This window comes from Kosakonia sp. 1610 (assembly GCF_050435845.1).
Taxonomy (GTDB): Bacteria; Pseudomonadota; Gammaproteobacteria; order Enterobacterales; family Enterobacteriaceae; genus Kosakonia; species Kosakonia cowanii.
Genome location: NZ_JBNDKZ010000003.1, coordinates 486,093 through 500,613 on the forward strand (window position 1 = coordinate 486,093; position 14,521 = coordinate 500,613).

A 14,521-nucleotide genomic window follows, 5' to 3' on the forward strand; every position below is an offset into this window, starting at 1 on the left:
GCATCCGCACAATGCGCGGGCCAATTTTCTGCCATATGCTTGGCCTCTGCACCGGGGAGGGTTACATGGCTGGCTGGCATCTTGATACCAAAATGGCACAGGATATCGTGGCGCGTACCATGCGTATCATCGATACAAACATTAACGTGATGGATGCGCGCGGGCGGATTATTGGCAGCGGCGATCGCGAGCGCATTGGTGAATTGCACGAAGGTGCGCTGCTGGTGCTGTCGCAGGGGCGCGTGGTCGATATCGACGATGCGGTGGCGCGCCATCTGCATGGCGTGCGCCAGGGCATCAACCTGCCACTGCGCCTCGAAGGGGAGATTGTCGGCGTCATCGGCCTGACCGGCGAACCCGAAACGTTGCGTAAATATGGCGAGCTGGTCTGTATGACGGCGGAGATGATGCTGGAGCAGTCGCGGCTGATGCATCTGCTGGCGCAGGATAGCCGCCTGCGTGAAGAGCTGGTGATGAACCTGATTCAGGCAGAAGAGCACACGCCAGCGCTGACCGAATGGGCGCAGCGTTTAGGTATCGATCTTAATCAGCCGCGCGTGGTGGCGGTGGTGGAGGTTGATAGCGGGCAGCTGGGCGTCGACAGCGCAATGGCGGAACTTCAGCAGCTACAAAACGCCCTCACCACGCCGGAGCGCAATAATCTTATCGCCATCGTCTCACTGACCGAAATGGTGGTGCTGAAGCCGGCGCTGAACCCGTTTGGCCGCTGGGACGCAGAAGATCACCGCAAGCGGGTTGAGCAACTGATTACGCGAATGAAAGAGAATGGGCAACTGCGTTTTCGCGTCGCGCTGGGCAACTACTTTACCGGCCCCGGCAGCATTGCGCGCTCCTACCGCACGGCGCGGACCACCATGATGGTGGGCAAACAGCGGATGCCGGAGAGCCGCAGCTACTTCTATCAGGATTTGATGCTGCCGGTGCTGCTCGACAGCCTGCGCGGCGGCTGGCAGGCCAACGAGCTGGCGCGCCCGTTAACGCGGCTGAAAGCGATGGATAATAATGGTTTGCTGCGCCGCACGCTGACGGCGTGGTTTCGTCACAATGTGCAGCCGCTGGCGACGTCGAAGGCGCTGTTTATCCACCGTAATACGCTGGAGTATCGCCTGAATCGTATCTCGGAGCTGACCGGGCTGGATTTGGGAAATTTTGACGACAGGTTGTTGCTCTATGTGGCATTGCAGCTGGATGAGCAGCATTGAGGTTTGTTTTTGTGCCGGATGGCGCTGCGCTTATCCGGCCTACGCGATCGTGCCGGTTTGATATGGGTGAGGCGCTTATCTGGCCTACGCGCTGCTTTTTTGCCGGATGGCGCTGCGCTTATCCGGCCTACATGATCGTGCCGATTTGGGATGGATCAGTAACGGGGCAAAGTCGCCATCAGGCTTAACAGGCCAGATGGCGGTAATAAAACTTATTTCCCGCGCGTCAGCTTCTCAAGATCGGATTCGATTTCACTGATCTTGTTGGTAACAACGCTTTCGAGATGGCGCAGATCGTCAAGGATCTTACGCTTCAAATCCACTTCAGTGCGATCGCGCTGGCAGATCTGATCCAGTTCATCAATCACGTAACGCAGGTTAGGGCTAATCTCCTGCACCTCTTTATAACCCTGGCCTACGCCATCGGCGACCACGGTTTTGCGCTGACGCGGATATTTGAACTTGACGCTCTTGGCGAAGAACTCGCCCCGGTCTTTATGAAAATAGATTTTAAGAATGTCGTTATTCGCTTCCTGGCGGAGGCTATAGCGATCGATTTCATCGGGATTGGTAATGCCTAAACTTTTAAGATTGTCGTACATAGCGGACCCTTAAGCTCAACATAACCTATGAATAATTAACGAAAAAATCTATTTTCGCCACTGACGTATGCAAAAAAGGCGGGCTATATCACCCTCTCCCGCACGGGGAGAGGGAAAAGGCTTAGTCGATGGTGCGCAGCAGTTCGTTGATACCGACTTTGCCGCGGGTTTTCGCATCCACTTTTTTCACGATAACCGCACAGTAGAGGCTGTATTTACCATCTTTCGACGGCAGGTTACCGGACACCACCACTGAGCCTGCCGGTACGCGGCCATAGTGCACTTCGCCCGTTTCGCGGTCGTAAATACGGGTGCTTTGACCAATATAAACACCCATCGAGATAACCGAACCCTCTTCAACGATCACGCCTTCAACCACTTCGGAGCGCGCGCCGATGAAACAGTTATCTTCAATAATAGTCGGATTTGCCTGCAGTGGTTCCAGTACGCCGCCGATACCTACACCGCCGGAGAGGTGAACGTTTTTACCGATCTGCGCGCAGGAGCCGACGGTTGCCCACGTATCTACCATTGAGCCTTCATCAACGTAAGCGCCGATGTTGACATAGGAAGGCATCAATACCGTGTTACGAGCGATATAGGCGCCCTGACGTACTGCCGCTGGCGGCACTACGCGGAAACCCTCTTTCTGGAAACGCGCTTCGTCGTAATCAGCGAACTTCATCGGCACTTTATCGAAGTAGCGGCTCTCCGCACCGTCGATAACCTGGTTATCGTTAATGCGGAAAGAGAGCAGAACCGCTTTTTTCAGCCACTGGTGGGTGACCCACTGGCCGTCGATTTTTTCTGCGACACGCAGCGCGCCGGAGTCAAGCAGGGCGATAACCTGGTTGACCGCTTCACGGGTCACGGTATCGACATTGGCCGGGGTGATTTCTGCGCGGCGCTCGAAAGCGGCTTCAATAACGTTCTGTAACTGCTGCATTGTTAAACTCTTTCCATCTTGTGTAAAAAAATAATCACCCTTTATCGTTTGGATTGAGGGCCTCTGTCAACCGTTGTTGTACCTCCTTTTGCAGCGCATTATTAAGGCCACGCCGGTCGGCGGTAGCGATTATGAATAAATCTTCTACTCGCTCGCCAATAGTTGTAATTCTTGCGCCGTGCAGCGAAATTCCAAGGTCGGCAAAAATCTGCCCGACCCGCGCCAGCAGCCCTGGCTGGTCAAGCGCAATCAACTCCAGGAACGATTTTCTGTCCGTATGGGTCGGCAGGAAATTCACTTCGGTATCGACGGTAAAGTGGCGCAGCTTGGCCGGTTGACGACGCGGCTGCGGCGGCTGCCAGGTATGCTGGGTGATCGCCTGCTTCAAGCCGAAACAGATCGCCTCGTGACGATCGGCAGAGAGCGGGCTGCCGTCCGGCTCCAGCACAATAAAGGTGTCCATCGCCATGCCGTCGCGGGTGGTAAAGACCTGCGCGTCATGGACGCTGAGATTGCGGCGATCCAGCTCGGCACAGACGGCGGCAAAGAGATAGGGGCGATCGGGGCTCCAGATAAAGATCTCGGTTCCACCGCGCGTCGCCTGCGGGCTTAACAGGATCAGCGGCTTGGTCAGATCGTGTTGCAGCAGATGCCGCGCGTGCCAGGCGAGCTGGTTTGGGCTGTGGCGGACAAAGTAGTTAGCGCGGCAGCGCGCCCAAATCTGGTGCAGCCGCTCCTCATTTATATTATCCATGCGCAGCAGCGCCAGCGCCTGCAACTGGTGATGACGCACGCGCTCGCGCATATCCGGCGTGTTCTGCATCCCGCGGCGCAGCTGTTTTTCAGTGGCGAAATAGAGTTCGCGCAACAGGCTCTGCTTCCAGCTGTTCCACAACGTTTCGTTGGTCGCGCAGATATCGGCAACCGTCAGGCAGACCAGGAAGCGCAGGCGGTTCTCCGTTTGCACCTCTTCGGCAAACTGCTTAATCACTTCCGGATCCTGAATATCACGGCGCTGCGCGGTGACCGACATCAGCAGATGGTGGCGCACCAGCCAGGCGACCAGCTGCGTTTCCCGCGAATTCAGGCCGTGAAGCTCAGCGAACTTCAGCACATCCTGCGCACCCAGCACCGAGTGGTCGCCGCCGCGCCCTTTGGCGATATCGTGAAACAGCGCCGCAATCAGAATCAGCTCCGGGTGCGTCAGCCGCGGCCAGAGCTCCACGCAGAGCGGATGTTTGCTGCGCGTCTCCTCTTTGGCAAAACTCTCCAGCTTCAGCAGGACGCGGATGGTGTGCTCATCGACGGTATAGGCGTGAAAAAGGTCGAACTGCATCTGGCCGACAATATGCGACCACTGCGGCATATAGGCCCACAGCACGCTGTGGCGATGCATCGGCAACAATCCACGGCTCACCGCGCCCGGATGGCGCAGCATACTGAGGAAGATTGTGCGCGCTTCCGGAATGTAGCAGAGCGGCTGGGTTAAATGGCGGCGCGCATGACGCAAGTGACGCAGGGTGGTGGAGTAGATGCCGGTAATGGCGCTGTTACGCACCATAATCGCGAACATACGTAAAATCGCCTGCGGCTCGCGGATAAACAGCGTCTCATCGCGCAGATCGATAAGCGTGCCGCGCAGCTGAAACTCATCATCGATTGGGCGTGGCTTTTCGTCAGGCGTCAGGGCCAGAATCGCCTCGTCGAAGAGTTGCAACAGCATATGGTTAAGTTCCGACACGCGGCGCGTGACGCGGAAGAAATCCTTCATCATATGCTCAACGGGCTGATTGCCGTCGCCGACATAGTTGAGGCGCTGCGCCACACTAAGCTGGCGGTCGAATAGCAGACGGTTATCGTAGCGCGTCACTTCCAGATGCAGGGCGAAGCGAATGCGCCATAGCAGATGCAGGCACTCATTCAGTTCGTTGCGTTCCGCTTCGGTCAGAAAGCCGAAGCCGACCATCTCATTAAGCGAGGTAGCGCCAAAATGGCGGCGCGCGACCCACTGTAAGGTATGAATATCGCGCAGGCCCCCCGGGCTGCTTTTAATATCGGGCTCAAGGTTATAGCTGGTGCCGTGATAGCGCTGATGACGCTCGTTCTGCTCCACCACTTTTGCCGGAAAGAAGGTCTCCGACGGCCAGAAATTGTCGCTGAAGATATGTTTTTGCAGTTCCAGAAACAGCGCGACATCGCCGACCAGCAGGCGTGATTCGATAAGGTTAGTGGCGACAGTAAGATCCGATAACCCCTCTTGCAGGCACTCATCCAGCGTGCGTACGCTGTGACCCACCTCCAGCTTCACATCCCACAGCAGAGTCAGCAGTTCGCCGATCTTTTGCGCCTGCTCATCCGGCAATTTATTGCGGCTGAGGATCAGCAGATCGATATCGGATAAGGGGTGCAGCTCGCCGCGGCCATAGCCGCCAACGGCCACCAGCGCGGTATCGCCCGCATCGCCAAAGCCATATTGCAGCCACAAGCGCTGCAAAAGCTGATCGATAAATTCGGTGCGCGCCTCAATTAACTGCTCGGCCGAGATCCCGGCGTCAAACACCTGCCCCAGCCACTGCTGAAAAGCATCAATGCGCGCTTTGATGGTGGCGCAGTGCAGCTCCTCTGCGGGCCATACTCCGGGATGTTCAGGCTGGCCGGGAAGGGTGGGCTGAACGCTGCTGACAAATTGTTCGGAAGAGATATTGCTCATGATTAGCCACCCAGTTGGCGTGCGGATCCACTGCAAAACAAAGTAAAAGAGATGGATGGAAATGAAAAGTCGTTTATATGTATGACCCGGCCGGAAAGCGTGCAAAAAAAAACGGCCCGCGAAGCGGACCGTTGTGGCAGGCAGAGAGGCGCTATCAGGCGGCGGTCAGCACAGCCTCGATGGTGTCATCTTTACGCAGCGTGAGGATCTCACAGCCGGTTTCAGTGACAACAATCGTGTGCTCATACTGCGCAGAGAGGCTGCGATCTTTGGTTTTCACCGTCCAGCCATCTTTCATGGTACGAATGCGGTAATCACCAGCATTTACCATCGGCTCGATGGTAAAGGTCATACCGGCTTTCAGCACTACGCCGCCGTCATCAGCATCGTAATGCAGCACCTGCGGCTCTTCGTGGAAGCCGCGACCAATGCCGTGACCGCAATATTCGCGCACCACGGAGAAGCCTTCGCCTTCAACATATTTCTGGATAGCTGCACCGAGCGTACGCAGGCGAATACCCGGTTTTACCATACGCAGCGCCAGGTAGAGGCTATCCTGGGTGACGCGGCAGAGGCGCTCGCCAAGAATGGTCGGTTTACCGACGATAAACATCTTCGAGGTGTCGCCGTGATACTCATCTTTAATGACGGTGACGTCGATATTGACCACATCGCCATCTTTCAGCAGTTTTTCGTCGTCCGGGATGCCGTGGCAAACCACTTCATTAATTGAGATACAGACCGATTTCGGGAAGCCGTGGTAGCCCAGGCAGGCCGAAACGGCGTGTTGCTCATTAACGATGTAATCGTTACAGATGCGGTCCAGTTCGCCGGTGCTGACGCCGGGTTTAATGTGCGGTTCGATCATTTCAAGCACTTCGGCGGCGAGACGGCCGGCAACGCGCATTTTTTCAATTTCTTCGGGTGTTTTAATAGAGATAGCCATGAGAAGTGTCCATCAGTGTCGATTTTTTCGACTATACCAGGAGTAGTGCTGTCAATGGTAACAGTCGGGCAAGCGTTGTGCCAAATTGAGAATCGTTAACAGCACGCTGCGGTAACAACTATTGGTGTCCTGCTCGCTTTTGTGATATAAAGCGCGCCGGACTTCCGTTCCTGTTTTGGAATGGGAGCCACAAATCTCACTTTGTGTAATAACACACACGTATCGGCACATATTCCGGGGTGCCCTTCGGGGTCGGTAATATGGGATACGTGGAGGCATAACCCCAACTTTTATATAGAGGTTTTAATCATGGCAACTGTTTCCATGCGCGACATGCTCAAGGCTGGTGTTCACTTTGGTCACCAGACCCGTTACTGGAACCCGAAAATGAAGCCTTTCATCTTCGGCGCGCGTAACAAAGTTCACATCATCAACCTTGAGAAGACTGTACCGATGTTCAACGAAGCCCTGGCTGAGCTGAACAAGATCTCTGCTCGTAAAGGCAAGATCCTGATCGTTGGTACTAAACGCGCTGCAAGCGAAGCGGTGAAAGAAGCAGCTCAGAATTGCGATCAGTTCTTCGTGAACCATCGCTGGCTGGGCGGCATGCTGACTAACTGGAAAACCGTTCGTCAGTCCATCAAACGTCTGAAAGACCTGGAAACTCAGTCTCAGGACGGCACCTTCGACAAGCTGACCAAGAAAGAAGCGCTGATGCGCACTCGTGAGCTGGACAAGCTGGAAAACAGTCTGGGCGGTATCAAAGACATGGGCGGCCTGCCGGACGCACTGTTTGTTATCGACGCTGACCACGAGCACATCGCAATCAAAGAAGCAAACAACCTGGGTATCCCGGTATTTGCTATCGTTGATACCAACTCCGATCCGGACGGCGTTGACTTCGTTATCCCGGGTAACGACGATGCAATCCGTGCTGTTAGCCTGTACCTGAATGCCGTTGCTGCTACCGTTCGTGAAGGCCGTTCTTCTGATCTGGCTACTCAGGCGGAAGAAAGCTTCGTAGAAGCTGAGTAATAAGGCACGCTCGCTGAGCCCCTTATTGAGCAGGTAGTACCGAGTTTGGTTAGGGGGCCTGTTTATGGCCCCCTTTTTCACTTTCAAGCCTGTTTGGTTCCTGGAACCGGGCAGGTCATATCTCTCCCGAGGATTAAAGAATGGCTGAAATTACCGCATCCCTGGTAAAAGAGCTGCGTGAACGTACTGGCGCAGGCATGATGGACTGTAAAAAAGCGCTGACCGAAGCAAGCGGCGACATCGAGCTGGCAATCGAGAACATGCGTAAGTCCGGTGCGATCAAAGCGGCGAAAAAAGCGGGCAACGTTGCTGCTGACGGCGTGATCATCACCAAAATCGACGGCACCTACGGCATCATTCTGGAAGTTAACTGCCAGACTGACTTCGTTGCTAAAGATGCTGGTTTCCAGGCATTTGCTAACAAAGTTCTGGACGCTGCTGTTGCTGGCAAAATCACCGACGTTGAAGTTCTGAAAACGCAGTTCGAAGAAGAGCGCGTTGCACTGGTTGCTAAAATCGGTGAGAACATCAACATCCGTCGCGTTTCTTCCCTGGAAGGCGAAGTACTGGGCTCTTACCAGCACGGCGCGCGTATCGGTGTTCTGGTTGCGGCGAAAGGCGCCGATCAGGAGCTGGTTAAGCAGCTGGCTATGCACGTTGCTGCAAGCAAGCCGGAATTCGTTAAGCCGGAAGACGTGTCTGCTGAAGTGGTTGAGAAAGAGTACCAGGTTCAGCTGGACATCGCCATGCAGTCTGGCAAGCCGAAAGAGATCGCAGAGAAAATGGTTGAAGGCCGCATGAAGAAATTCACCGGCGAAGTTTCTCTGACCGGCCAGCCTTTCGTTATGGACCCGAGCAAAACCGTTGGCCAGCTGCTGAAAGAGCACAACGCTGACGTGACTGGCTTCATCCGCTTCGAAGTGGGCGAAGGCATCGAGAAAGTTGAGACTGACTTCGCAGCAGAAGTTGCTGCCATGTCCAAGCAGTCTTAATCAATAAAAGGAGCCGCCTGAGGGCGGCTTCTTTTTATGTCCTTCATCTGAAAAACAGCCAGCACACTAGTGTTAGCGCTGACAGGCGACGTATCATAGCGCCAGATTAAACCCGTCTAATTGTTCACAGTCTCAGGAAAGAAACATGGCTACCAATGCAAAACCCATCTACAAACGCATTCTGCTTAAGCTGAGTGGCGAGGCGCTTCAGGGCTCTGAAGGTTTCGGTATCGACGCAAGCATTCTTGACCGTATGGCGCAGGAAATTAAAGAACTGGTTGAACTGGGTATTCAGGTTGGCGTAGTCATTGGCGGGGGTAACCTGTTCCGTGGTGCGGGCCTGGCGAAAGCGGGGATGAACCGTGTTGTGGGCGATCACATGGGTATGCTGGCAACAGTGATGAACGGCCTGGCAATGCGTGATGCTCTGCATCGTGCCTATGTGAACGCGCGCCTGATGTCCGCATTCCCGTTAAACGGTGTGTGTGACAACTACAGCTGGGCTGAAGCAATCAGCCTGCTGCGTAATAACCGCGTAGTGATTTTCAGCGCCGGTACCGGTAACCCCTTCTTCACCACCGACTCCGCAGCCTGCCTGCGCGGTATCGAAATCGAAGCCGATGTGGTGCTGAAAGCGACCAAAGTGGACGGCGTCTATACCGCCGATCCGGTGCTGGATCCGACCGCAACCCTCTGCGAGCGCCTCTCCTATACTGAAGTGCTTGATAAAGAACTGAAAGTGATGGATCTGGCCGCCTTTACCCTCGCTCGCGACCATAAATTACCGATTCGCGTGTTCAATATGAACAAACCAGGCGCGCTGCGCCGCGTGGTAATGGGCGAAAAAGAGGGCACATTGATTACGGAATAATTCCCGTAAGCGATAAATAAAGGTAAGATTCCGCTTTAATTTATTCAGCAGAACGTTCCGGCATCTTTACGATGCCATCATGGGAACAAGGCTATACTTAGCACAACCGCCGTATGGCCTGTCTGCGACAAGATTTCAAGGATCCGTAACGTGATTAGCGATATCAGAAAAGATGCTGAAGTACGCATGGAAAAATGCGTAGAATCCTTCAAAACCCAAATCAGCAAAGTCCGTACCGGCCGCGCTTCTCCGAGCCTGCTGGACGGCATCGTTGTGGAATATTACGGTACGCCGACGCCTCTGCGTCAGCTGGCCAGCGTAACGGTAGAAGACTCCCGTACTCTGAAAATCAACGTCTTCGATCGCTCGATGAGCCCGGCCGTTGAAAAAGCGATCCTCACCTCCGATCTGGGTCTGAACCCAAGCTCCGCGGGCAGCGATATTCGCGTTCCGCTGCCGGCACTGACCGAAGAGCGTCGTAAAGATCTGATCAAAGTGGTGCGCGGTGAAGCTGAGCAGGCCCGTGTTGCCGTGCGCAACGTGCGCCGTGACGCTAACGATAAAGTGAAAGCACTGCTGAAAGACAAAGAGATCAGCGAAGATGATGACCGTCGTTCTCAGGATGACGTGCAGAAGCTGACCGACGCTGCGATCAAGAAAGTTGACGCGGCGCTGGCGGATAAAGAAGCGGAACTGATGCAGTTCTGATTCGATAAAAAACGACTAAAACGCCGTCCAGAGAGCCGTGCAAGCGGCTTGCTGACGGCGTTTTTGCTTTTCCCCCTTGCAACGTTGCGAGCGTTTCATGAAGCATTTAACTCTTCTGGGCTCAACGGGTTCCATAGGTTGCAGCACGCTTGCTGTGGTTCGTCATAATCCCGATCGTTTCACCGTCACCGCGCTGGTCGCGGGAAAAAATGTCGCGCGCATGGTTGAGCAGTGCCTCGAGTTCTCTCCACGCTATGCGGTGATGGATGACGCTGACAGCGCGCAGCAGTTACAGCGTACCCTGAGCGAGCATGGCAGCCGTACGGAAGTGCTGAGCGGCCAGCAGGCCGCCTGTGAGATGGCGGCGCTTGATGAAGTCGATCAGGTGATGGCTGCTATCGTCGGCGCGGCTGGATTATTGCCAACGCTTGCGGCTATTCGTGCCGGTAAGAGCGTACTGCTTGCCAATAAAGAGTCGCTTGTTACCTGCGGCCGCCTGTTTATGGAGGCGGTGAAAGAGAGCAGGGCGCAGCTGCTGCCGGTCGACAGCGAGCATAATGCGATTTTTCAGAGTTTGCCGGAACCAATCCAGCATAACCTGGGGTACGCTGATCTCGAACAGAATGGCGTATCGTCTATTCTGCTTACCGGGTCTGGTGGCCCATTCCGGGAGACGCCGATGGCGGATCTGGCGCTAATGACGCCGGATCAGGCTTGTCGCCATCCGAACTGGTCGATGGGGCGTAAAATCTCCGTTGATTCTGCCACCATGATGAATAAAGGTCTGGAATACATTGAAGCACGCTGGTTATTTAATGCCGCTGCCCGCCAGATGGAAGTGCTGATTCACCCGCAATCGGTGATCCACTCCATGGTGCGTTATCAGGATGGCAGTGTGTTGGCGCAGTTGGGTGAGCCGGATATGCGAACACCCATCGCACACACGATGGCCTGGCCGGAGCGTGTGTCGTCAGGTGTCAACGCCCTTGATTTCTGCAAGCTGAGCGCATTGACTTTTGCCGCCCCCGATTTCGATCGTTATCCCTGTCTGAAGCTGGCGATTGACGCCTCCAGCGAGGGTCAGGCGGCGACAACTGCGCTCAACGCAGCTAATGAGGTGGCCGTTTCGGCTTTCCTGGCATCCGCTATTCGTTTCACTGATATTGCCGCTCTCAATCTCTCTGTGCTGGAACAGATGGATTTACGTGAACCGCAGAGTATTGATGACGTTCTGGCCGTCGATGTACTGGCACGAGAGATTGCGCAAAAACAAGTGATGCGCTTCGCAAGCTAGTGATAATGCTGTCCGGAGTGACGGTGCTATTTGTTAGCGTAGGGCTTCAGTGATATAGTCTGCGCCACAAAATTGCCGCTTTTTATTATGGCGAATTGTGTAAGCCGTGGTTTGCGCGGCTTTTTTGTGTGAAGGCTTTTGTATTCCTGAGTACCGCTAAATCCTTTTCAGGGACTAAAACGCGTTATGTTGTCTGCTAACCAACCGATAAGCGAAAATTTGCCAACGCATGGCTGCCGCCATGTAGCGATAATTATGGATGGCAATGGTCGCTGGGCAAAAAGGCAGGGGAAACTCCGTGCCTTTGGACACAGAGCGGGAGCGAAATCCGTTCGCCGCGCAGTCTCTTTTGCCGCCAACAATGGTATCGACGCGCTGACGCTGTATGCTTTTAGTAGCGAAAACTGGAACCGTCCGGCGCAGGAAGTGAGTGCGCTGATGGAACTGTTTGTGTGGGCGCTGGATAGCGAAGTGAAAAGCCTGCACCGCCATAATGTTCGTTTACGCATTATTGGCGATACCAGCCGGTTTAATGCGCGTTTGCAGGAGCGAATCCGCAAAGCGGAAGCGTTAACCGCCCAGAACAGCGGGCTAACGTTAAATATCGCCGCCAACTACGGTGGGCGTTGGGATATCGTTCAGGGAGTTCGGCATTTAGCTGAGCAAGTGCAGGAAGGGCTGTTGCGCCCGGACGAAATAGATGAAGAGACGCTGAACAAGCAAGTCTGCATGCATGAGCTGGCTCCCGTTGATTTAGTGATTAGGACGGGCGGCGAACATCGCATAAGTAATTTTTTACTTTGGCAAATTGCCTATGCCGAACTTTACTTTACTGATGTTCTTTGGCCTGATTTTGATGAACAAGACTTTGAAGGTGCGCTGAATGCCTTTGCTAATCGAGAGCGTCGTTTCGGTGGTACCGAGCCTGGTGGCGACAAAGCCTGATGGGGGTTGCTTTTGCTGAAGTATCGCCTGATTTCTGCGTTTGTATTGATACCCATTGTTATCGCGGCGCTTTTTTTGCTGCCACCGGTGGGATTTGCGATTATCACTCTCGCCGTCTGCATGCTCGCCGCATGGGAATGGGGCCAGCTGAGCGGCTTAACCTCGTGCACGCAGCGCGTGTGGCTGGCGGTGCTCTGTGGGCTGCTGTTAGCGCTGATGCTGTTTACGCTGCCGGAGTATCATCACAACGTTCACCAGCCGCTGGTTGAAGGCTCGCTTTGGGCCTCTCTGGTGTGGTGGCTGGCGGCATTGGGGCTGGTGCTGGGTTATCCGGCCTCTGCGGCGCTGTGGCGCAACTCTAAAGCGCTGCGCCTGCTGTTTGGCGTTCTCACCATCATTCCCTTCTTCTGGGGCATGCTGGCGCTGCGGGTCTGGCACTATGAGGTCAACCCCTACAGCGGCGCAATCTGGTTGCTCTACGTCATGATCCTTGTCTGGGGCGCGGACTCGGGTGCTTATATGTTTGGCAAACTGTTTGGCAAACATAAGCTGGCACCGAAGGTATCGCCCGGTAAAACCTGGCAGGGTTTCCTCGGCGGGTTGCTGACCGCGGGGATCATCTCATGGGGCTACGGCGCATGGGCGAACCTCGAAGTGGCGCACTCTACGCTGCTGATCTGCTCTGTGGTGGCCGCGCTTGCTTCGGTGCTGGGCGATTTAACCGAGAGCATGTTCAAGCGTGAAGCCGGCATTAAAGATAGTGGTCATCTTATTCCAGGCCACGGCGGTATACTGGATCGCATTGACAGCCTGACGGCGGCGGTTCCCGTATTTGCCTGTCTGTTACTGCTGGTTTTCAGGACGATTTGACGGAAGGTTTTATGCTGAGCATTCTCTGGAATCTGGCGGCGTTCATTATTGCGCTTGGTGTTTTGATCACGGTGCATGAATTTGGCCATTTCTGGGTTGCTCGCCGTTGCGGCGTCCGCGTCGAGCGCTTCTCCATTGGTTTTGGTAAAGCGCTCTGGCGCCGCTTCGATAAGCAGGGCACCGAATTTGTTATCGCCCTGATCCCGCTGGGCGGTTACGTCAAAATGCTTGATGAGCGCGTCGAGCCGGTCGCCCCGGAGATGCGCCACTTCGCGTTTAACAACAAAACCGTTGGCCAGCGCGCCGCGGTGATCGCGGCGGGTCCCATCGCCAACTTCATCTTCGCTATCTTCGCCTACTGGCTGGTGTTTATCATCGGCGTCCCTGGCGTTCGCCCGGTAATTGGTGAAATAACGCCCAACTCTATCGCTGCAAGCGCGCAAATTGCACCCGGCACGGAACTTAAAGCCATTGACGGTATCGAAACGCCTGATTGGGATGCAGTGCGCTTACAGCTGGTGTCAAAAATCGGTGACAGTCAGACGACCGTCAGCGTGGCACCTTTCGGCAGTAACAATCGACAGGATAAAGTGCTGGACCTGCGCCACTGGACCTTTGCGCCTGATAAGGACGATCCGGTGATGTCGCTGGGGATTCGGCCGCGCTCCGCGCAGCTGGAACCGGTGCTCGCTGAAGTCCAGAGCGGTTCCGCCGCCAGCAAAGCAGGTTTGCAAGCAGGCGACAGGATCGTTAAAGTCGAGGGTCAGCAGTTAACGCAGTGGACCACCTTTGTCACGCTGGTGCGGGACAACCCCGGTAAGGCGTTAGCGTTAGACGTGGACAGGCAGGGGACTCCCTTGTCCGTCACACTGGTACCGGATACAAAACCCGGTAACAAGGTAGAGGGTTTTGCGGGCGTCGTGCCCAAAATTATCCCGCTGCCGGATGAATATAAGACAGTACGCCAGTACGGGCCTTTCAGCGCCATCGCCGAAGCCACGGGTAAAACCTGGCAGTTGATGAAGCTGACGGTCAGTATGTTGGGGAAATTGATCACCGGTGATGTAAAACTGAACAACCTCAGTGGGCCGATCTCTATCGCCCAGGGGGCTGGGATGTCAGCAGAGTTCGGGTTGATTTACTACCTGATGTTCCTCGCTTTGATAAGCGTGAACTTAGGCATTATCAACCTGTTCCCGCTCCCCGTTTTAGACGGCGGACATCTGCTGTTTTTAGCGATTGAGAAGCTGAAAGGCGGACCGGTATCCGAGCGAGTTCAAGACTTTAGTTATCGCATTGGCTCTATTTTGCTGGTGTTGTTAATGGGGCTTGCACTTTTCAATGATTTCTCTCGCTTGTAAGAGAGTTTGTTAGGAAGA

13 protein-coding genes are annotated in these 14,521 nt (G+C 54.8%); 9 read left to right on the forward strand and 4 right to left on the reverse strand.

Going from position 1 to position 14,521, the window contains the following annotated elements:
* Positions 1–65 precede the first annotated feature (65 nt).
* Entirely contained in the window at positions 66–1,223 is a 1,158-nt protein-coding gene (cdaR, locus tag ABIC80_RS12925) for a DNA-binding transcriptional regulator CdaR (RefSeq protein ID WP_023480257.1), read from the forward strand.
* A 212-nt stretch (positions 1,224–1,435) separates the two neighbouring features.
* On the opposite strand, the gene ABIC80_RS12930 is transcribed toward cdaR, so the two are convergent.
* The 4 genes from ABIC80_RS12930 to map all read right to left on the reverse strand — a co-directional run bounded on the left by ABIC80_RS12930 (position 1,436) and on the right by map (position 6,427).
* Entirely contained in the window at positions 1,436–1,825 is a 390-nt protein-coding gene (locus ABIC80_RS12930) for a DUF3461 family protein (RefSeq protein WP_023480393.1), read from the reverse strand.
* A gap of 121 nt (positions 1,826–1,946) precedes the next feature.
* On the reverse strand, positions 1,947–2,771 hold the full coding sequence (gene dapD / locus ABIC80_RS12935) for a 2,3,4,5-tetrahydropyridine-2,6-dicarboxylate N-succinyltransferase (RefSeq protein WP_023480482.1): 825 nt from the start codon (positions 2,769–2,771) through the stop codon (positions 1,947–1,949).
* A gap of 34 nt (positions 2,772–2,805) precedes the next feature.
* Positions 2,806–5,481 (reverse strand): bifunctional uridylyltransferase/uridylyl-removing protein GlnD, encoded by a 2,676-nt coding sequence (gene glnD / locus ABIC80_RS12940; RefSeq protein ID WP_042716715.1) that lies wholly within the window; start codon positions 5,479–5,481, stop codon positions 2,806–2,808.
* 154 nt (positions 5,482–5,635) lie between these two features.
* Positions 5,636–6,427 carry a type I methionyl aminopeptidase gene (gene map / locus ABIC80_RS12945; RefSeq protein WP_023480350.1) on the reverse strand — a complete coding sequence of 264 codons (792 nt, stop codon included), beginning with the start codon at positions 6,425–6,427 and terminating at the stop codon, positions 5,636–5,638.
* A 309-nt stretch (positions 6,428–6,736) separates the two neighbouring features.
* Between map and rpsB the strand changes: the two genes are divergently transcribed.
* From rpsB to rseP, 8 genes are all read left to right on the forward strand, one after another.
* A complete protein-coding gene (gene rpsB, locus ABIC80_RS12950; protein WP_023480483.1) occupies positions 6,737–7,462 on the forward strand; it encodes a 30S ribosomal protein S2 in 726 nt (241 codons plus the stop codon).
* A gap of 140 nt (positions 7,463–7,602) precedes the next feature.
* Positions 7,603–8,454, forward strand: a complete 852-nt coding sequence (gene tsf / locus ABIC80_RS12955) for a translation elongation factor Ts (RefSeq protein WP_023480457.1) — start codon at positions 7,603–7,605, stop codon at positions 8,452–8,454.
* A 145-nt stretch (positions 8,455–8,599) separates the two neighbouring features.
* On the forward strand, positions 8,600–9,325 hold the full coding sequence (gene pyrH, locus ABIC80_RS12960) for a UMP kinase (RefSeq protein ID WP_023480331.1): 726 nt from the start codon (positions 8,600–8,602) through the stop codon (positions 9,323–9,325).
* Positions 9,326–9,475: 150 nt separating this feature from the next.
* A complete protein-coding gene (gene frr, locus ABIC80_RS12965) occupies positions 9,476–10,033 on the forward strand; it encodes a ribosome recycling factor (protein WP_023480286.1) in 558 nt (185 codons plus the stop codon).
* 97 nt (positions 10,034–10,130) lie between these two features.
* Positions 10,131–11,327, forward strand: coding sequence for a 1-deoxy-D-xylulose-5-phosphate reductoisomerase (ispC, locus tag ABIC80_RS12970; protein WP_023480337.1), 1,197 nt, complete (start codon positions 10,131–10,133; stop codon positions 11,325–11,327).
* A 186-nt stretch (positions 11,328–11,513) separates the two neighbouring features.
* Positions 11,514–12,272: a (2E,6E)-farnesyl-diphosphate-specific ditrans,polycis-undecaprenyl-diphosphate synthase gene (gene ispU / locus ABIC80_RS12975; protein WP_023480217.1), complete on the forward strand. Its 759-nt coding sequence runs from the start codon at positions 11,514–11,516 to the stop codon at positions 12,270–12,272.
* A gap of 12 nt (positions 12,273–12,284) precedes the next feature.
* Positions 12,285–13,142 (forward strand): phosphatidate cytidylyltransferase, encoded by an 858-nt coding sequence (cdsA, locus tag ABIC80_RS12980; protein WP_305206841.1) that lies wholly within the window; start codon positions 12,285–12,287, stop codon positions 13,140–13,142.
* Positions 13,143–13,153: 11 nt separating this feature from the next.
* Positions 13,154–14,503, forward strand: a complete 1,350-nt coding sequence (gene rseP, locus ABIC80_RS12985; RefSeq protein ID WP_429177400.1) for a sigma E protease regulator RseP — start codon at positions 13,154–13,156, stop codon at positions 14,501–14,503.
* The last annotated feature ends 18 nt before the right edge of the window (positions 14,504–14,521 follow it).